This window comes from Pedobacter cryotolerans (assembly GCF_005116475.1).
In the GTDB taxonomy this organism is placed as follows: domain Bacteria; phylum Bacteroidota; class Bacteroidia; order Sphingobacteriales; family Sphingobacteriaceae; genus Pedobacter; species Pedobacter cryotolerans.
Window position 1 is genome coordinate 344,339 of record NZ_SWBO01000001.1, and the last position, 18,820, is coordinate 363,158.

The 18,820-nt window shown below is 33.9% G+C and carries 17 protein-coding genes; 8 read left to right on the forward strand and 9 right to left on the reverse strand.

The annotated features are described in order from the left end of the window. The first annotated feature begins 157 nt into the window (after window positions 1–157). From FA045_RS01590 to hisS, 3 genes are all read left to right on the forward strand, one after another. Window positions 158–1,294, forward strand: coding sequence for a Fic family protein (locus FA045_RS01590; RefSeq protein ID WP_136873753.1), 1,137 nt, complete (start codon window positions 158–160; stop codon window positions 1,292–1,294). 403 nt (window positions 1,295–1,697) lie between these two features. Further along, window positions 1,698–3,422 carry a site-specific DNA-methyltransferase gene (locus FA045_RS01595; RefSeq protein WP_205943076.1) on the forward strand — a complete coding sequence of 575 codons (1,725 nt, stop codon included), beginning with the start codon at window positions 1,698–1,700 and terminating at the stop codon, window positions 3,420–3,422. A gap of 166 nt (window positions 3,423–3,588) precedes the next feature. Beyond that, a complete protein-coding gene (gene hisS / locus FA045_RS01600) occupies window positions 3,589–4,968 on the forward strand; it encodes a histidine--tRNA ligase (RefSeq protein ID WP_136873757.1) in 1,380 nt (459 codons plus the stop codon). A gap of 113 nt (window positions 4,969–5,081) precedes the next feature. Here hisS and FA045_RS01605 read toward each other — a convergent pair whose 3' ends face one another. Next, window positions 5,082–5,549: a nuclear transport factor 2 family protein gene (locus FA045_RS01605; protein ID WP_136873759.1), complete on the reverse strand. Its 468-nt coding sequence runs from the start codon at window positions 5,547–5,549 to the stop codon at window positions 5,082–5,084. Window positions 5,550–5,590: 41 nt separating this feature from the next. Then, window positions 5,591–5,983 carry a response regulator transcription factor gene (locus FA045_RS01610; protein ID WP_136873761.1) on the reverse strand — a complete coding sequence of 131 codons (393 nt, stop codon included), beginning with the start codon at window positions 5,981–5,983 and terminating at the stop codon, window positions 5,591–5,593. A gap of 152 nt (window positions 5,984–6,135) precedes the next feature. Between FA045_RS01610 and FA045_RS01615 the strand changes: the two genes are divergently transcribed. From FA045_RS01615 to FA045_RS01625, 3 genes are all read left to right on the forward strand, one after another. After that, the gene (locus FA045_RS01615; RefSeq protein ID WP_136873763.1) at window positions 6,136–6,552 is read left to right on the forward strand and encodes an OsmC family protein; all 417 of its coding nucleotides are present in this window, start codon (window positions 6,136–6,138) and stop codon (window positions 6,550–6,552) included. Window positions 6,553–6,681: 129 nt separating this feature from the next. Next, window positions 6,682–7,989: a DUF3887 domain-containing protein gene (locus FA045_RS01620; protein ID WP_136873765.1), complete on the forward strand. Its 1,308-nt coding sequence runs from the start codon at window positions 6,682–6,684 to the stop codon at window positions 7,987–7,989. A gap of 137 nt (window positions 7,990–8,126) precedes the next feature. After that, complete coding sequence (locus tag FA045_RS01625; protein ID WP_136873767.1) at window positions 8,127–8,573, forward strand: KTSC domain-containing protein; 447 nt, start codon at window positions 8,127–8,129, stop codon at window positions 8,571–8,573. 184 nt (window positions 8,574–8,757) lie between these two features. On the opposite strand, the gene FA045_RS01630 is transcribed toward FA045_RS01625, so the two are convergent. After that, window positions 8,758–9,579, reverse strand: coding sequence for an NAD(P)H-binding protein (locus FA045_RS01630; protein WP_169304998.1), 822 nt, complete (start codon window positions 9,577–9,579; stop codon window positions 8,758–8,760). Window positions 9,580–9,739: 160 nt separating this feature from the next. On the opposite strand from FA045_RS01630, the gene FA045_RS01635 reads away from it, so the two are divergent. Next, window positions 9,740–10,552 carry a DUF2911 domain-containing protein gene (locus FA045_RS01635; protein WP_136873771.1) on the forward strand — a complete coding sequence of 271 codons (813 nt, stop codon included), beginning with the start codon at window positions 9,740–9,742 and terminating at the stop codon, window positions 10,550–10,552. 75 nt (window positions 10,553–10,627) lie between these two features. Here FA045_RS01635 and FA045_RS01640 read toward each other — a convergent pair whose 3' ends face one another. From FA045_RS01640 to FA045_RS01655, 4 genes are all read right to left on the reverse strand, one after another. Then, window positions 10,628–11,152 (reverse strand): DUF2911 domain-containing protein, encoded by a 525-nt coding sequence (locus FA045_RS01640; protein ID WP_225871235.1) that lies wholly within the window; start codon window positions 11,150–11,152, stop codon window positions 10,628–10,630. A gap of 440 nt (window positions 11,153–11,592) precedes the next feature. Further along, window positions 11,593–12,363, reverse strand: a complete 771-nt coding sequence (locus FA045_RS01645) for a KilA-N domain-containing protein (RefSeq protein ID WP_225871252.1) — start codon at window positions 12,361–12,363, stop codon at window positions 11,593–11,595. A 211-nt stretch (window positions 12,364–12,574) separates the two neighbouring features. Next, complete coding sequence (locus FA045_RS01650) at window positions 12,575–14,278, reverse strand: sodium:solute symporter (protein WP_136873775.1); 1,704 nt, start codon at window positions 14,276–14,278, stop codon at window positions 12,575–12,577. A 130-nt stretch (window positions 14,279–14,408) separates the two neighbouring features. Continuing rightward, window positions 14,409–16,805, reverse strand: a complete 2,397-nt coding sequence (locus FA045_RS01655; protein ID WP_136873777.1) for a PIG-L family deacetylase — start codon at window positions 16,803–16,805, stop codon at window positions 14,409–14,411. A 145-nt stretch (window positions 16,806–16,950) separates the two neighbouring features. Between FA045_RS01655 and FA045_RS01660 the strand changes: the two genes are divergently transcribed. Beyond that, on the forward strand, window positions 16,951–17,550 hold the full coding sequence (locus tag FA045_RS01660; RefSeq protein WP_136873779.1) for an LEA type 2 family protein: 600 nt from the start codon (window positions 16,951–16,953) through the stop codon (window positions 17,548–17,550). A gap of 19 nt (window positions 17,551–17,569) precedes the next feature. On the opposite strand, the gene FA045_RS01665 is transcribed toward FA045_RS01660, so the two are convergent. Both FA045_RS01665 and FA045_RS01670 read right to left on the reverse strand, forming a co-directional pair. Further along, window positions 17,570–18,232, reverse strand: a complete 663-nt coding sequence (locus FA045_RS01665) for an HAD family hydrolase (protein WP_136873782.1) — start codon at window positions 18,230–18,232, stop codon at window positions 17,570–17,572. Window positions 18,233–18,279: 47 nt separating this feature from the next. Next, window positions 18,280–18,714 (reverse strand): hypothetical protein, encoded by a 435-nt coding sequence (locus FA045_RS01670; protein WP_136873784.1) that lies wholly within the window; start codon window positions 18,712–18,714, stop codon window positions 18,280–18,282. Between the last annotated feature and the right edge of the window lie 106 nt (window positions 18,715–18,820).

Sequence of the window (18,820 nt, forward strand, 5' to 3'; positions counted from 1 at the left end):
GGATTTTCACTACAATCGGGTTTGAGACACAAGGGCTGATACAAATATTTGTGTTTCAATAACAACGTGGGCCAAAAATTAAAAAAATAGCCCACGTTATTTTAATGTGGACAAAAAAAGCCTAAATTAGCCCACGTATTATTTAATTTGATTATAAATGGCCAAAATACATCAAATACCTACTTTACCATTACAGCAAGAAGTAGAGACTAAAGCGGTATTAAAGCGACTTAATGCTGTACGTGCGGCTTTAGCCGGGCTAAATGGTGTGGCCGAAAGTATTCCAAATGAAAGAATAATACTCAATACGCTTTCGTTACAGGAAGCTAAAGACAGTTCTGCAATTGAAAATATTGTTACTACACATGATGAGCTTTATACTAGTGATACTATAACCCGTCAGTTTACAAGCCATGCAGCTAAAGAAGTTTATAATTATGCACAAGCACTTTTAGAAGGGTTTAGTCAAGTAAAAGAGAGTGGACTAATTACGGTAAACCATATTCTTAAACTACAAGAGTTGCTTGAAGAAAATGATGCTGGTTTTAGAAAAGTACCGGGCACCGCATTGAAGAATGACCAAACAGGCGAAACCGTATATACCCCTCCGCAAGAATTTGATAAAATTATTGATTTAATGAGCAATCTTGAACTTTTCATTAATGATGGATCACTGACAGATTTAGATCCTGTTGTAAAAATGGCAATTATTCACCATCAGTTTGAAAGTATTCATCCGTTTTACGATGGTAATGGAAGAACAGGTCGTATCATTAACATTTTATATTTAGTAAAAGAAAACTTGCTTAAATTACCAATACTATATTTAAGTAGATATATTAACCAAAATAAATCAACCTATTATAGTTTGCTACAACAAACTAGAGAAACCAATAATTGGGAGCCTTGGATACTCTATATGCTCGATGCTGTAGAAGAAACGGCAGTACAAACTTCATTTATTATCCGTGAGATTAAAAAATTAATGGTAATTCACAAACAAAAAATCCGTTCTGAATTACCCAGAATTTATTCGCAAGATTTGATCAATAGCTTATTTAAACATCCTTATACAAAAATAGAATTTATAAAAAACGACCTTCGAATAGCTAGAAAAACAGCAGGCAGGCATCTCGATCAGCTTTGCGAAATAGGTTTGATAACAAAGAATAAGATTGGAAAGGAAAATTACTATTTCAATAATGATTTAATTGAACTTCTAATAAATGTAAGTAGCCTAAAAAAAGAAGAAGGTGAGCAAATTAGTATTGTAACCGAAAACAGCAAACGCTAACATGGGCCAAAAATTAAAAAAATGACCCACGTTTTTTTGATGTGGACAAAAATTGGCAAAATTGGCCCACGTAAATTTTTTTTTGAGGAATGATAAATTAATGTTGAACTAGCAACAAAGTTGATATACAATTAATTTGTAGCTTAGAACTTGCATATAAAAAGAAACGCCTCTTTTAAAAAGTGGCGTCGGGCTAGGGATACTATCCCTAACGTTGTTCTTGACTGTAAAGATATAATATTTAATAAATCATTTCTAATTATGGATTTCAATTATCCTATTTCATTTACAATCCTCGTAAACGAACTAAAGTTCTTTAAATGATGGCAAACCCTTCCTCTCATACCCTAATATTATAAAAGACAATGAAATTGACCTAAACGAACTCAAAGCCATTGCAGGTTTGCCAATTGACGAAAAGGTAAACGGTTACGGTTTAAATTTTATAGGCAGAAATTTTGCTAGAGCTAAATATGCCCAAAAGACTGAAAAGGAAGTCCGTCTCAACACCACGTTGAGCAAGAATATTGATACAACAGAAAATTTGGTGCTAAAAGGCGATAATTTAGATAGTTTAAAAATTTTAAAAAGTCATTATAGTGGTAAAATCAAGTGTATTTATATAGATCCACCTTATAATACAGCTAACGATGAATTTGTTTATCCTGACAAATTTGATAAAGAAGAAGCAGAAGTTTTAGGCTTGGCTAACTTGAGCGAAAGCGATTTTGCACGTATGGATTTTAGTTTTAAAACTAAAAAAAGCCACAACGGTTGGTTGGCATTTATGTATCCACGGCTTTTATTGGCAAGAGATTTATTGAGTAAAGACGGAGTTATTTTTATAAGTATTGACGACAATGAACAAGCAAATTTGAAATTACTCTGTGATGAGATTTTTGGAGAAGAGAATTTTATTGGTTCTATAAAGAGACGAGCTGCCCGTAAAAATACTTTTTTGAGTAGCAAAATTTCAGATATGTGTGATTTAGTGTTTGTTTACAGCAAAACGAATTTATTTACACCCCTTAGTGTTGGAAATGTTATAGATAAAACTCGACCAGTATTCAATGAAGGGAATAGCGTAGTAATCAGAGAAATAGATATTAACACTGAAGCTAAGGTTAAAGATGGAGTTTATCCAAAAGGTATTTACAAAGCAAGAACGATAGAATTTGAATTATTAGAAGATTTAAAAATTGAAAACGGTAGGACCATAAATAAAGTCGAGATTAAAGGTCCATTTAGGGTAAAACAGGATTTAATCAATAAAACTATTTATATTACAAGTAATTTTAGTTTAAGACGGCATTTACTGCCTGAAGAATTAGATACGGCTAAATTAATGAGTGATTTATTGGATAATCCTTCTTGCTACAATGAAAACGGTAGTGATTATTTAAATACCCTTTTTGAATCTCGTGACATATTTAGTAATCCAAAGCCTGTTCCCTTAATAGAATATTTAATGAATGCTTGTAGTTCTGTTACAGATACTTACCCAATGATTATATTAGATTTTTTTGCAGGTAGTGGCACTACGGGCGAAGCTGTAATGGAAATGAATAAAGATGGCGGAAATAGAAAATTTATTCTATGTCAAATTGATGAGCAGTTAAAAAAAGATACGCCTTCATATAAATTTTGCATAGACAACAACTTGCCACCCGTAATTTCAAGCATCACCATTGAGCGCTTAAATCGAGCAGGAGAAAAAATCGCAAAAGAAGTAGAAGAAGCAAATAGCAAAACTGGATTGTTTGAAGAAAATAAAAAACAAGTTCCCGATATTGGTTTTAAGGTTTTCGATAGGGTTGAAGCAACAAAATTGAAAGTGGATGAAAAAGGACAAATTTCAATAACTGAAAATGAAGCCGATGCCTTAAGTCGCATTTACAATATGATTTTTACCCTTGGTTTAGATGAACCAACACAAGTTCCAGAAATGGTGATAGAAAACCGCATTTACAAAATCGGCAATCACTATTACATAACAAACAGTGAGCATATTAACAGTGATGATTATTCAAACGCCATTAAAAACGGCAAAGTATTTATCGACGGCTGGTCAGCAAGTTTGAATGGCACATTGCAAAATTACAAAGAAGATGTAAAAATTGTGTTTTAACATGAGCGTTTTAGAAAGGTAATAAAACTTGAGATAAGCCTTGTTTTAGCTAATAAAAAGCTAACTCTATTACCGAATTACTAAACCTTTACAGCAATGACGGGAAACTGGATCACCTTCCTCCTTCAAACCTTTAACCTTCCGCCTTTTTTTGTACTTTTGCGCCATGTCTATTACCAAGCCAAGTTTACCAAAAGGAACAAGAGATTTTTCGCCAGTAGAAATGGTGAAACGCAATTATATTTACGATACCATTAAAACGGTTTTCAGGAAATACGGCTATGCAGAAATACAAACACCAAGCATGGAAAATCTGCAAACCTTGACTGGTAAATATGGTGATGAAGGCGATAAACTGATTTTTAAGGTCTTGAATTCTGGAGAGTTTTTGAACGAACCAAAAAAGAAATCCTTCGATTTCGTTCAGGATGACAACAGTAATAAATTGGTGAGTTTAATCTCCGAAAAAGCCCTCCGTTACGACTTGACCGTTCCTTTTGCTCGATACGTGGTAATGCACCAAAGCGAAATCACTTTTCCTTTTAAACGGTTTCAAGTGCAACCAGTTTGGCGTGCAGACAGACCACAAAAAGGGCGATACCGCGAGTTTTACCAATGCGATGCTGATGTGGTTGGTTCTCCATCTTTATTAAACGAGGCAGAGTTTATTTTAATCTATCACGAAGCTTTAACTAATCTAGGTTTAAAAGACTTCGATATTAAAATCAATAACCGTAAAATTTTATCTGGCATAGCCGAAATTATTGGTAAACCAGAACTGATTGTAGACATGACAGTGGCTATCGATAAATTAGATAAGATTGGGTTTGAAGGTGTTACAAAAGAACTTTTAGAACGTGGTTTCAGCAATGCTGATATAGAAAAACTGGAACCAGTTATTATGTTGAAAGGCTCTAATCTTGAAAAGTTGGAAAGTTTGAAGAACGTTCTAGCAACATCAGCAATCGGTTTAAAAGGTATTGAAGAGATTGAAACGGTATTCGCCTATGTCTCACATCTTACCTCTCACATCTCAAATCTACAACTAGATATTACCCTGGCTCGTGGTTTAAATTACTATACTGGCTGTATTTTCGAAGTTAAAACCAATGAAGTTGCCATGGGCAGTATTGGTGGTGGCGGTAGGTACGACGATTTAACAGGAATGTTCGGATTGAAAGATTTAACTGGTGCTGGGATCTCGTTTGGTGCAGATAGAATTTATGATGTACTAGAAGAACTGAATTTATTCCCAAAATCTGCAGCTCAAGGCACAAAGGTTTTAATCAGTAATTTTGATGAAGCGGCAGAATTGTATGCTTTGCCAATTTTACAACAGTTACGTAAACAAGGTATTGCAGCAGAACTTTATCCTTCATCAGCTAAGCTAAAAAAACAAATGAGTTATGCCGATGGTAAAAACATACCTTATGTAATTTTAATTGGTGGCGACGAAATGGAAAGTGGTTTGCTAACTTTTAAAAACATGGAAAGCGGCGAGCAAGAGAAGTTGACAATTACAGAGATTATTGCTAGAATAAGCTAGTTTAATTTTTTGTCATTCCGAGGAACAGATTGTCCCGACTTCTCGGGAAGGAATCTCACTTTAAAGATCCTTCACTGCGTTCTGGATGACAAAAATCGCTCTAACTGGAAAATCTATTTAATCTCCATAAACTTCTGCAAGTTTGCCATTGCAGTAGTTTGTATTTTATTTTTCAGAAAACCTGTCCATCCTAACAACAAACCCGTAGTACCCAAAGCTTGTTTTGCCCAAACATAAAAGTTAAAGTCATCGATGTGCTTTACGATTTTACCATTTTCAAATTCAAAATTTGCATCAATTTTATTGATTACGTTTTTGCCTGTTGCTGAAAAAGTGTAATAAGCATCCCAATGCGCTTTGCCAGTTTTTTCGTTGGCAGATATTTGTCCAAATTCAATCCGCATATCCTTGCCTTTTAAAATCAGCATTTGCCACATAGCTTTAACTTGGGCCGAGTTTAAGTTTTTAAAAACAGCATCGCTAAAAGTTGCATGATCAGCATAACAAGCTTGCATACCTTTGTAATCCTTGTTTTTAAAACAGGTGTAAAAATGGTTGATCAATTGTTCGTTAGTATTCATAATAAGTTGAATTTAGCGATACCAATTGATAATTAGAAAAATTAGTAAGTTTTACCAGCAAGAATGCCTTCAATTTTGTCTAAAAGGTCATCAATATCAAAAGGCTTAGCTAAAAATCCGTTAGGTTTATATTCGCCGTGCTTTATTGTAGCAGCGGTATATTTTGCAGAAATCATTAACACAGGAATATTGGCCGTTTTTTTATTTGTTCTAATTTGTGTAAGCAATTCTCTTCCATCGCCATCTGGTAACATGATATCCAAAATCATTAAATCTGGATTAAACGCTTGGATGTGATCCATCATGTCAGCACTTTTATTTAAGCCCGAAACTTTATAAGCTTCACTTTGTAGTATTAAAGTTATCACATCTAATATGGCGTGATTGTCTTCAATAACGAGAATGTTTTTATAGATGGTAGCGTTTTTTGCCAATGTGTTATAACTTTTATTTTTACAAAGATATTTATTGTATTGATATTTAAAACTAAATAATTTATAAGGAATTTACTCGTAAATTTATGGTGAGCTTTTGTACGCGAACAAATAATTTAATAAAAGGTTTAATATAAAAACAACGATTAATCATGAAAAGAAATGCAACTGCCGTGTGGAACGGCACCGGAAAAGATGGTAAAGGCACTTTAACTACGCAAAGCACTACGTTAAAAGATACTCAGTATTCTTTTAAAAGCAGATTTGAAGAGGGTGTTGGCACAAACCCAGAAGAGTTGGTAGCTGCTGCACATGCAGGTTGTTTTAGTATGAAACTAAGTTTCAATATTTCTGCTGAAAATATTACTCCAGAAGAAATCAATACTAAAGCAATAGTAGATTTAAATCCAGAAAAGGGAGAAATAGTAGGAATACATTTAGAAGTAAAGGTTAAGGCCGATGGTTTATCAAAAGATAAATTTGATGAATTAGTGGCTGATGCAAAGGCCAATTGTCCTATTTCAAAATTGCTGAATGCTGCAATTACTATTGATGCTGAGTTGCTTTAAATAATATTAATTTATTTAAAATGCCATTTTATAAATTAGAATGGCATTTTTTATTTCACAGTTTTTAACAATTAAGCTACCTAATAATCATTAACTTTGGTTTCCATAAGTATGGAGTAATCAACAATCATGAAGAAAGCCTTTTTATTATTCGCTCTGCTATTTGTAAGTACTTTTGCCTTTTCTCAAAACGTAATCAGTTTATTTGGCAAGGCTAGCGAATTTTTTAATTATTTAGAAGCAGGTAAGTTTGACACTGCTCATTTGTATTTTGATGAAACTGAGCGGACTAAAATTACCCCAGAAAATCTTCAAAAACTTTGGATAAGTGTTAAAAGTCAGTTAGGTGATGTAGAGTATATTGATCCTATTCAGAGTAAAATTCAAGGCGAATTTTATGCAGTTACGTTAGAAGGAAAGTTTGATAGAGATGTGCAAACCTTTGTTTTAATGTTTAACAAAAGCGAAAAAGTTGTGGGTTTGTTTATGCCACCAAAAGCAGTTGGTTATACCAAGCCCTTTTACGTAAATACAGATTTATACACCGAAAGTTCAGTTTACTTGCAATCTCCTGGTCATCAATTAGCTGCAATAGTTACGGTGCCAAAAGATGTAACTAATTTCCCGATTGTAGTATTGGTTCATGGTTCTGGCCCGTCTGATATGGATGGAACTGTTGGTCCGAACAAACCCTTAAAAGATATTGCTACAGGTTTAGCATCACAAGGTATTGGTTCTGTTCGTTATGTAAAACGTACGGTTATCTATCCGGCAGAATTTGCGAAAGCATTTACAGTTAAAGAAGAAGTAATGGATGATGCAGTTGCTGCAGTTGCTTTAGCTAAAACAATTAAGGGTGCTGATGTAAAAAATATTTATTTATTCGGGCATAGTTTGGGTGGTATGTTAGCGCCACGCATTGCAACTTTAGCTCCTGATTTAAAAGGGATGATTATCGCGGCAGCACCTGCAAGGAAGTTAACCGATATTATTGTAGAGCAGAACAAATACATTGTAACTCAGGCTAAAGATACTACAGGCCAGGCTCAAAAATACTTAGACGAAGCGCTCAAGCTTATTGAGCCAAGTAGACTTACTAAATTAGGAACTACAATTAAGCCAGATTCTATAATTATCGGTTTACCAGCATCTTATTGGGTAGATTTAAATGCCTATAACCAAGTTGCAACTGCAAAGGCTTCCTTAAAAAAGGTTTTAGTTATTCAGGGCGGAAACGATTTTCAGGTATCAGAAACTGATTTTAATTTGTGGAAAACAGGTTTGGCTGGAAAAACTAATGCAACGTTTAAATTTTATCCAGAGGTTAATCATTTATTGAGCGCTCAATTAGAAAAAGGAAACAGTTCTCAATATCAAACCATGGTAAATGTTGCCGAAAATGTTGTGAAAGATATTGCCGCTTGGATAAAGCAATAGTTAAGTAAAAATTAATAAATAAAGCCTACTTAGATTCTTCCTTTATTAATTGTACCTTTGCAAAAAATATTTGTTTCCCTGTTACCTGCTTTAAAATTTTGCAAACGTTTCATAAACAATAACATATCAATACGTTTATGAAGAAAGTTGGAGATTACAGAAAAACATTAGGAGTTACAAAAGCTACAGAGCTAAAAGAAATCAAAACGATTTACAGAGGCTTAATGAAAGATTGGCATCCTGATAAATTTAGTGCTGATGCTGATAAACATGCAGAAGCTGAAGAGAAAAGTAAGGAAATTATTGAGGCTTATAACTTTTTGTTAAGCATAGCTCCAGAAACTCTGGAACATGCTAAAGATGAATATATCCAAACCACAACCTTGTCAAACATTCAAGATTTTCAGTTTAAAGATGCAATTTTAAGAATTGATTTTTTTGATGGTAGTGCTTACGAATATTTTGACGTACCAAGAGCAATGTACATTAAATTAGTAAATGCAGATTCGCCAGGTAGATTTGCCAGAAGACATATTTTTAATGCTTTCCCTTATCGCAACGTTGCTAAGTTGGCAATGGCGTAAGTTACGTTTAAGGTATTATTTGAATCGATATATAACTTTGACAGACTGATCTCATTATTTAGGTTGGTTTGTCGAAGTTTTTTTATGGTTTTAACTTTAAAATTTTGTCAAAGTTATGGCCTCTTCTTTTAGTTTAACAAACTTATATCTCACCTGAAAATAGTTTATGAAAGTTTTTTAGGTTTTAACTATTTAGATAATCTAACCAATTTTTCACCTTAAACTTATAAGCCAAAATTTCAGGCACGTTTTTACTTTCTACCTGTTTCCAGCTTAAAAGTTCATCATTAAAAATTGCAGGTTCAAAGCCTGAGCTTATGCAAGCTTGGCTGTAAAATGCTTTCCTAGTAGGATGATCTGGCGTTACACCATGGTAAATTTTTCCAAATGCTTTTTGATTGATAATCGACTGCGTTAATCCTAAACAATCATCTAAATGAATTAAATTGATTGGTGCATTACCGTTAGCGATATCGGCTTTGCCGGCAAAATGTTTGGCTAAATTTCTATTTGGCCCAATTAATCCCGCAAAGCGGATAATAGTTGTGGTAAAAGCATTATTAGATAATAAAATAGCCTCTGCTTGTTTTAATGCAATGCCTGATGGCGTGTTTGGTTGAGGTTCTACCATTTCATCAACTATAAAATTTCCATCTTCGTAAATGCCAGTAGAACTGATTAAAATGATTTGTTTTACACCTGCCTTTTCTGCAACGGCGGCAATATTTTTAATCTTATCAGGATAAGGTAACTGACCTGAATTTACTTTTGGTGGAATGCTGATGATGAGTAAATCGCAAGCGAAAAACTCTTCATTAAAATTTTCCTTTTCTGTGTCAACTAAATATGGCTTTACATTTGCATCAACTAAAATGTTAAGTTTAGCCTCAGTTGTTGTACTTCCTTTTAGGTTATAACCTTGTTTAATTAATGATTTGGCCATCGGTAACCCGTACCAACCGCAACCTAATATGCTAATCGTTTTTATTTCTGATTGTTGATCCATTCTATCTACAAGATAATCCAAATTTGATAATCGTTTTTGCTTTTATTTTTTCTTTACAAAGCTTTGAAATAAGTAGCAACTATCTATAAAAGCTAATGCCTAATTTTATCGAAAACAAAATGCAAAAAAAATGAAATTAACAATTAAATGTATTTGCCTAATGCTAATAGTTTTAGGTTTAAATAATGCAGCAAATGCACAAATTACACCACAACCAAGTTCTACTCAAACCATTGTTCAAGATTTTGGTTTAGGAAAAATTACCGTTAACTACTCTCGCCCAAGCATGAAAGGCAGAAAAGTATTTGGTGCTTTAGAGCCGTTTGATAAAGTTTGGCGCACAGGAGCTAACTCTGCAACTATTTTAACTTTTACTGATGCGGTAAACTTTGGTGGAACTGAAATCCCGGCAGGTGAATATGGTTTGTTTACTATACCTAATAAAACTGAGTGGACTGTTATTTTAAGTAAAGCGGCTAAACAATGGGGTGCCTATACTTATAATGAAAAAGATGATGTTTTACGTATCAAAGTGAAACCGACTACGTTAAAAGATAAAGTAGAAACTTTTACCATTCAGTTTGCAAATGTATTACCTACTGCAACTCAGCTACAGTTAAGTTGGGAGAATACTTTAGTTGCAGTTAACTTAACTACCGATATTGATGCAAAAGTAATGGCTAGAATTAATGAGGCCATGAAAGGTGATAAAAAGCCTTATTTTCCAGCTGCCATTTATTATTTAGAGAACGGTAAAGATTTAAACCAAGCTTTAACCTGGGTAAATGAAGCAGAAAAAGCAATGCCAAAAGCTCCTTATGTAAAACTTTGGAAAGGAAAAATTCAAATGAAAATGGGCGATAAAGCAGGTGCTCAAGCTTCGGCATTAGCCGGAATTGATTTAGCAAAAGCCGAAAATAACGAAGAGTATATTCGTTTAAACTCACAGCTTTTAGAAACTGCCAAGAAGTAATAAATATTATATTAATTAGCATAAAAAAACCCGTGTCGATTTAATCAGCACGGGTTTTTGTGTATATATATTATTTTATTTAACGGAAACCGGAACAGCAATTTTATCCCATTCTAAAGCGAAACCTTTATTGTCTACCTTATAAACTAAACGCTCTTGAGTTTCTTTTAAGGCTTTAGTTTTTACATCAACTCTTAATTGATCTTGTGCTTCTTTGTAATTAAACGGATTAGTATTGGCAACTTCCTTATTAAAAATTGCAGTCCAAGTACCACTTTCTTTAGGTATTAAAAAGAAATTATATTTACCAGCAGGTAATTTTTGACCTTGAACAGTAATGTCTTTATCTGTTTCGAAAGTAGTGGTTTTATTTGCACCAGCACGCCAAACAGCATCATATTTTTGTAAACCGCCCCAAATTGTACGGCCTTTAACAGCTGGACTGCTATAATTAATAGTAAGTGTTGCGCCACCAACTTTACCAGTTGCTGTTGCTGCTGGACTAGCAGGTGCGGGTTTAGCATCTTGTGCAGCTGCATTTAAAGACACGGTTGCCACAAATAATAGGGCAACGATAGATTTAATCTTATTTTTCATCATGTTTTATATTATGGTTATAGAATTGATTTTTACGAATTTATGGTTTTTAGGTTATAATTTCTATTTATCAAAATTTCTTGACAATCATTTAGCGAATGTTGTTTTATTAGTTTGGCTTTCGTCAGTTGCAGTTGTTTCTATTTTGGAAATAACAGAAATCTTATAAAACTCAATGCTTTCAATTAGTCTTTGTTAAATCTTTTTAAAGAAAAACCTCCATTCAGTATTCTGCCATCTTAATTTGTATTAATCAGATGTTTTCGGTTCTTAACGACAAATTGGCGTTAAAAATAAACCTATTTTTTTGCTAAAGATGGATCTCATATCTGATAAGCTAAGTTTATTTGGATAAGCCTTAAACTTGGATACAAATCAAAATTTCTCGTTTTTTGTCCTTCTCAAAAAGAGTTTAATTTTTGTCATTCAATTTTGTTTATGCTTTATTTCAATCTTTTAATTGTATTACTTTCTAGTAGTGATTTCATTTGAGTTATGGCAACTTTGTTAAGTTGAATAAGCCTATCGCTTTGCGTTAAACCTTGCCCAATAAGTAGCGCATTAATACTTTCCATGTTGCTTAATACAACCAATTGTTCCAATGTTGCATAATCTCTCAAGTTTCCATTTTTATTTGGATTATTCTCTCTCCAATTCTTTGCTGTACTTCCAAAAATTGCAACATTGAGTAAATCTGCTTCATTGGCATAAACCAAAGTGTTTTGTTGCGTAGTAATCTCCTTTGGGATAAGGTTTTCTTTAATAGCATCAGTGTGGATTTGGTAATTTACTTTGGCTAAAGTTCTTTGTAAATCCCAACCTAGTTTTAGGCGGTCGTTCTCTTCGTTCTTTAAACGTTGAAATTCGTTAATTAAGTAAATTTGAAATTCTGGACTTAGCCACATCGCAAAATGGAAAGCAATATCTTTATGGCTATAAGTTCCGCCATAGCGTCCTGCTCTAACAAGCATTCCAATTGCTTTAGTTCTACTTATCCACTGCCCAACAGACATCATAAATCTGTTTGTTCCTGCGTCTTGTACAATTACCTCGAATTCGGGGTAATTAAAATCTTGGTTATTAATTTTTTCCCAAACGCCTAAATATTCAAGTGTGTTTTTATTCGTTATCCATTTACCTATTAGAGAGCTACCTTCTTTAAAAGTAGAAGTCATATCGGTTAAACTAATGTAGTCAGTTTCATTTTGTTTAATAACTTATATTAATGACTGATTAACTTTTAGAACTCTTTCTTTAGCCATGTTATTAAGGTATTAATTTGCAGCTGATTAAACCTGCCTAACTTTTTTAACTAAAAGTTACAATAATTAAGATTAACTAACTTATTGGTTATTAAGCTGTAGACAAGTTACTAAAATATTACTAAAAATAAATATGTACTGTAAAGTCAGTCCAACCTAAGGACTAAGCCTTTAAAACCTGTTCTCTCTTCCCAATTAAACCTTGCAAAATCATTGCAAAAATAATAACCAATAAACAGCCAATTACATTTAACCACAAATAAGCTACCACCTCATTAAAACCTAAAATACAAACAATAATTTCGGCTAAAACAGCTCCATAAAAAACGGCTTTACCTTTAACAGATTTGAAGTAGAAAGCCACTACAAAAACCCCGAGGATGGTGCCGTAAATAAACGAGCCTAAAATATTAACGGCTTCTAATAAATTACCGATTTTGCTTGCAAATAATGCCATTACAATGCAAACTACACCCCAAATTATGGTACTCCAACGAGAGGCTTTAACGTATTGACTATCTGTTGCCTGTTTGTTAATTAAGCGCTTGTAAATATCTACCACGCTTGTTGATGCCAACGAATTTAAGGCACTTGCAGTAGAACCCATTGATGCTAAAAAGATAATGGCAATTAATAAGCCGATTAATCCCTTGGGCAGATATTGCGTTACAAAGCTTAAAAAAATGTAATTGTTATCGTTAATATTAGCCTTTTCATCATTTTTGGTCATCAAATCAGTTAAATCTTTGCGGATATTTTTTGTTTCTTCATCTGCTTTTTTAACGGCAATTCTTTGTGTGTTAATTAAACTTTCGTTGTTTGCATCTAAAGCTTTATCTAATTTTTCAACCTCAATTTTTTTACTTTCAAAGGCTTGGTTATAATTTCCTTTTATTTGATCGAGCTCTGCTTTGTATTGGCTTTTTTCTAATTTATTTAGCTCATAAGAATTGAAAAACAAAGGAGCTTTGTTGTATTGATAAAAAGTGAAAACCAATACGCCAATTAGTAAGATTAAGAATTGCATGGGTATTTTAACCAAGCCGTTCATCAATAAAGCTAATCGGCTTTGCCCAACAGAGGCGCCACTTAAATAACGCCCAACCTGACTTTGATCGGTGCCAAAATAAGAGAGTTGTAAAAAGAAACCACCAATAATTCCACTCCAAATATTGTAGGGGTTTTTCCAATCGAAATTAAAATCTATGGCGTTGGTACGGCCCATTTTTCCAGCAATGCTGATGGCTTTTTCGAAACCAACATTTCCTGGCAAGAGATGTACAACCATAATTCCAGCAGCAAACATGCCACAAAAAATAATGCTCATTTGCAGCAATTGCGTATAAGAAACTGCTTTTGTACCACCATAAACGGTATAGAAAATAACCAAACTGCCAATAAATAAAGTGGTAATGGTGGTGTTGATATTTAATATGGTTGATAGAATAATTGATGGTGCGTAAATGGTAATTCCGGTAGATAGACCTCTAGAAATTAAAAATAGAGATGCCGTTAAAGCTCTAGTATTTAAATCGAAGCGTTGCTCTAAATATTCGTAAGCGGTAAAAACTTTTAAGCGATGGAAAATAGGTACAAAAGCGATACACAAAACAATCATCGCCAATGGCAAACCAAAATAAAACTGTACAAAGCTCATGCCCGATGTGTAAGCCAAACCAGGGGCAGACAGAAAAGTAATTGCACTAGCTTGTGTTGCCATAACCGATAAGCAAACGGTATACCAAGGCAAACTTTGGTTACCTAAAAAATAGGCATCCATACTTTGCGAGCCTCTACTTTTGTAAACACCATAACCTACAATGGCAAGTAAGGTTGTCATTAAAACTGCCCAATCTATGTAGCTCATTCGAAATATTTGGTAAAGGCGTAAAACGATAAAATCAATAAAACTAACCAAATGGTAAGTAAAATATAAAACTGTTTCCAGGTTTTAACAAATGGTGGGAGCTCACTTTTGTTTTCGTTTTCTTCCATGTTTAACGTTGTTTTGGTGCCAATAAATTTGCAAATAAACGATAGGCGCCAGGTACACCAGCAGGTAACTCTCTAAAGAAAACAAGCGATGTGTAAACGAACTTTCCCTTGCCGTAATCTGCTATCAATAATGAACCATCGTTTGCGGTTTCACCTGTATCATTCATGCTTAAAATTTTGCTATATTTCTGGTCGATGTCTGTTGCGAAATACAAGCCTCGTTCTTGTACCCAACCTTCAAAATCTTTAGCCGTAATTTTGTTTGGATAGTTTAAAGCTGGACTGTTCGGTACCAAAAAATTTACCTTTGCATCTTCTTCTGTAACTCGTTTATTTGCTAATTTAAATGGATAAGGACCAATGCTTGTAGTTTTTAAACCGTTATTTACATTGTATTGAATGAGCAATGTTCCGCCATTTTCTACGTATTTTAAAAGTTTTGGCTGTATCAATTTAACATCTGCGTTAATGTTATACAAGCGTACGCCAGTTACAATAGCATCGTAATTGGCCAAATCTGTAGCTAAAATTTGTGCTGGTGTTAATTTAGTAACAGCATAACCCATTTCTTTGAGCGCTTCAGGAACCAAGTCTCCTGCCCCATCAATGTAAGCTATGTTTTTACCAGCAATTTTTAGATCAATTTTTTCTAATCTAGCAGTTGCCTGAGGAAAAATTGTAATGTTTGGAATGTGAGCATAGCTGATGTTTTTTACACCTTTATCATCGATTTTACCGTCAACCGAAACTTGTAAATTTAAGTTGCCGCTTGTTTCAGTTCCGGGTGTAATTGTAAAGGAAACGATTTGTTCATCGCCTTTATTCGGCAAGTTGAAATCAATTTTATCCGTATTACTCTTCCATCCCTTTGGTAATTTTGGAACTAAAAACCCAACTGCATTATTTTTAAAACTTTTTAAACTAACGGTAATTGTTTTTGGCGCATTGCCATTAAAAATGTAGGCTTTTTCGCTTAAAGTTGCAGTAACAGCTGGAGCTATTACTAATGGCTGATACCGTTCGCCGACAATAGGATCAGTAGATTTAAAAACAACAGGAGTATTTAATTCTATCGGCTGATTATCGATTGACAAGCTAAGCTTTACGGACAATTGATTTGTGTTTTCTGGGTTGCCAACCAATTCTTGCTTATCAATTAGGTATTGGCCTATCGGATGATTTTCTTGTAACCAATAAGGCTGAGTGGTAGGCTCGGCAGTTAACTTAAGGTCTGAAGAGCTTAATCTGTTAGGAGACAAAACCATCGTTTTATCTGTGGTAGCAATAGAAACGAGCAATTTTGTTCTTGCTATAGCCTGTAAACGTACAGGAATAATATCACCAATGGCGTAAACATTTTCTGGTGTATTTGCTTCGATCCAAATACCAGCTGATGCTAAAATCAAATCATCTAAAAGCTGATGGTTGAAATCGATACCTTGAGTTGCTTTTTTAAGTTTTAAAAAATGGGGTAAAATTAAATCTGGCTGTTTAACATCAAAATTTTTCCGAATTTCAGTTAAAATAGCTTGAATATTTGGGTTGTTTAGCGTGGTGTTAATGCCATCAAAAATGGAGTTTTTAGCGGGTTCGCCTGCAACGTGACTAAAAAACTCAAATGCTTCGCCACGTTGTAAAGTTGAACCAAAACCTTGGCTTTTATGGTTTGTTCTACTAATCGCGGCAATTTCGCCATAACTTTTACCAACTAAGGGATTGTACAAACCAACGTCAATCTTTAATTGATCTGGTGCAGTGGTATTTGTGCCGCCAAAGTTAAAAGTGTTCCAAAGTAACCTTTTTGCCTGCCAAACTTTAACGTATGCCAACTGTTCAGGAAAACGCTTTGGATCGGCTGCTGCGGTAAAAGCTTCACGAGCTAAAATTCCAGAACCAGCATGGTGTCCGTGTCCAGCTCTGCTATCTTCCGGAAAGCGGGTAATAATTACATCTGGTCTAAATTTTCTAATCACCCAAACTACATCAGCTAAAATTTGTTCTTTACCCCAAATTTTAAAACTTTCATCGGCAGTTTTAGAGAAGCCGAAATCATTGGCTCTAGTAAAAAACTGTTCAGCTCCATCAACTTTTCGGGCGGCTAATAATTCTTGTGTCCTAATTAAGCCTAAAAGTTCTGCTTGTTCATTGCCAATTAAATTTTGTCCGCCATCACCTCTGGTTAACGATAAATAACCTGCGCTAACTTTAGCTTCTTTTGCCAAATATGCTAAAAGACGGGTGTTTTCATCATCGGGATGTGCAGCTATATAAAGTACACTTCCTTTAACATTTAATTTTTCAATGCCCAAAGCAATATCTGCAGCGTTCATTTGCTGCATTTGCGCATTTAAAAAAATTGGGAAAAGTAGCGTAATTAAGAGGAAGTAATAACGGTTCATACGATAAATTAAATGACTAAATTAATTAAATTCTAATATAACCAAGATGTTGTATTGTTTCAATAACGTAACATTTTAAAAACTAAAAATTGTTTTGGTACTAAAGTTGAGTATACCTTTGTGTTTAATTAATCGTTATATCGTGATGAATAAAATTATTTTAGGATTATTGGTAGTTGTAAGCTTAGCTTCTTGTGGTGTTAACAAACAAGCGCAACAGATTAAAGCATTAGAACAATGCGATTATAAGTTACTAAACGCTACAAATATTACTGTTGCAGGCACCAATATCGAGAAATTGATTAAAGGAAACAATATCGATTTAACTGGTTTGCCTTCCTTAGCCTTAGGTTATTTAAGAAAAGATATTCCGCTAAGAGCAAATTTGAATTTAGCGATTACCAATCCATCATCAACGTTGGCGGCAATCAATAATTTCGATTATATCATATTAATTAACAAGCAAGAAATTGCAAACGGTACAGTAGATCAAAGGGTAAGTATAGAGCCCGGACAAACAACCAATGTTCCTGTTCAGTTAAATGCCAACATCTATAAGTTTTTAGCTGACGGCAATGTTTTAACAGATATTACCGATTTTGTAAAGGGAGCTAATTCTGGTACAGAGAAAAAAGGTATGGTAACTTTAAAAATTCGCCCGTCTATTATGGTTGGCGGTGGCTTAGTTAAATATCCTGGCTACATTACAATAGATAAAGAGGTAAGTAGTAAAATTTTGTTGTAAAGTTCGCAAGGCGGATCATTTAAAATAGCGTTTGCAGAATCGGATCATTATAATCCTTAACAAAAGCAATGATGTTTTTATAAGCTGAAAAATCTTCTTTTTGATGCATTGTAGTTAAAACTACGCAAGGCATATTTGCATTTTGGGCAGCCTCAACACCTTTTGGCGCATCTTCAAAAACAACACACTCTGCAGGTTTTACACCTAAAATTTCTGCTCCTTTAACAAAAGTTTCGGGATCGGGTTTACTGATTTCAACATCATCAGCACTTACAATTGCTTCCATGTAGTGCCTAATATTTAAACCATCTAAAACAAAGTTGATGTTAAAAGGAATAGCTGCAGAACCAATTGCCATTTTAATTTTTTGTGCTTTGGCTTTTGCTAAAAATTCAGTTAAACCATCAATTAGACATAGGCTTGATGTATATTCCTTTTGGTAACGGCGTTCCTTTTCTAATGATAATTCATCTTCATACTCGGGTGTAAAACGCTCATTTCCAAAAATTCGGTGTAATAGTTCACGGTTTTTACCATACATTTCTCTTTTTACATCAGCATAACTTAAACCTGCGTTTAAATCGTCATTTAGGATTGAAAACCACGCTTTGGCATGAAATTCCATATCGTCTATCATGGTTCCGTTTAAATCGAAAAGGAAGGCTTTAGGTTTTGCTGTCATTGTAAGTGAGTTATTCGGCGAAGATAATTAAAATGAATTGGTCATCATCAACTCTGTTTAATTCGTTTAGGCAAAAAGAACAAAATGATGCCTTTAAAGTTGGCTAATACATCCCATAATTTCCTGTTGCTATCTAAGTTGCTTTCTCCGCAGTCGATGATATCACTCCGTTTAATGATGAAGTTTGCAACACGCTCAATTAACTTCAACTTGATCAGTTTTTTCATCGCTCTTGCGAAATAACTAGCAAACACATGAGCCCAAATTTCTATAATTAAAGATTTATTGCTAACGTTCAATTCTTTAGCAAAAAGTAAAAAATAATCTTGTTTAATATAGTTTACCAATACTTCTGATCTATTTTTAATGTCTGAAGAAAGGAATTCTTTAAGGTAATGAGGATGTTTAATTTGAATTAACTGATCTCTAAAAACTACAAGAAGTTTGTGTCCGCTTAAGTGATAAATTTTTTCTGTTGGCATAAATTACTTTGTAGCTGTTATTAATATGGGTTGATAACTCTAGTAATTAATAATAGTTTTAATTTATATTTTGCAAGTTAAATTAATCAAACGTTTGCGCAAAGTT

Bases quoted from the DNA above. Each gene is read 5' to 3' on its own strand.
- FA045_RS01590 (WP_136873753.1), top strand. From the start codon at position 158: ATGGCCAAAATACATCAAATACCTACTTTACCATTACAGCAAGAAGTA.
- hisS (WP_136873757.1), top strand. From the start codon at position 3,589: ATGTCTATTACCAAGCCAAGTTTACCAAAAGGAACAAGAGATTTTTCG.
- FA045_RS01605 (WP_136873759.1), bottom strand. From the start codon at position 5,549: ATGAATACTAACGAACAATTGATCAACCATTTTTACACCTGTTTTAAA.
- FA045_RS01615 (WP_136873763.1), top strand. From the start codon at position 6,136: ATGAAAAGAAATGCAACTGCCGTGTGGAACGGCACCGGAAAAGATGGT.
- FA045_RS01620 (WP_136873765.1), top strand. From the start codon at position 6,682: ATGAAGAAAGCCTTTTTATTATTCGCTCTGCTATTTGTAAGTACTTTT.
- FA045_RS01625 (WP_136873767.1), top strand. From the start codon at position 8,127: ATGAAGAAAGTTGGAGATTACAGAAAAACATTAGGAGTTACAAAAGCT.
- FA045_RS01630 (WP_169304998.1), bottom strand. From the start codon at position 9,579: ATGGATCAACAATCAGAAATAAAAACGATTAGCATATTAGGTTGCGGT.
- FA045_RS01635 (WP_136873771.1), top strand. From the start codon at position 9,740: ATGCTAATAGTTTTAGGTTTAAATAATGCAGCAAATGCACAAATTACA.
- FA045_RS01640 (WP_225871235.1), bottom strand. From the start codon at position 11,152: ATGATGAAAAATAAGATTAAATCTATCGTTGCCCTATTATTTGTGGCA.
- FA045_RS01650 (WP_136873775.1), bottom strand. From the start codon at position 14,278: ATGAGCTACATAGATTGGGCAGTTTTAATGACAACCTTACTTGCCATT.
- FA045_RS01655 (WP_136873777.1), bottom strand. From the start codon at position 16,805: ATGAACCGTTATTACTTCCTCTTAATTACGCTACTTTTCCCAATTTTT.
- FA045_RS01660 (WP_136873779.1), top strand. From the start codon at position 16,951: ATGAATAAAATTATTTTAGGATTATTGGTAGTTGTAAGCTTAGCTTCT.
- FA045_RS01665 (WP_136873782.1), bottom strand. From the start codon at position 18,232: ATGACAGCAAAACCTAAAGCCTTCCTTTTCGATTTAAACGGAACCATG.
- FA045_RS01670 (WP_136873784.1), bottom strand. From the start codon at position 18,714: ATGCCAACAGAAAAAATTTATCACTTAAGCGGACACAAACTTCTTGTA.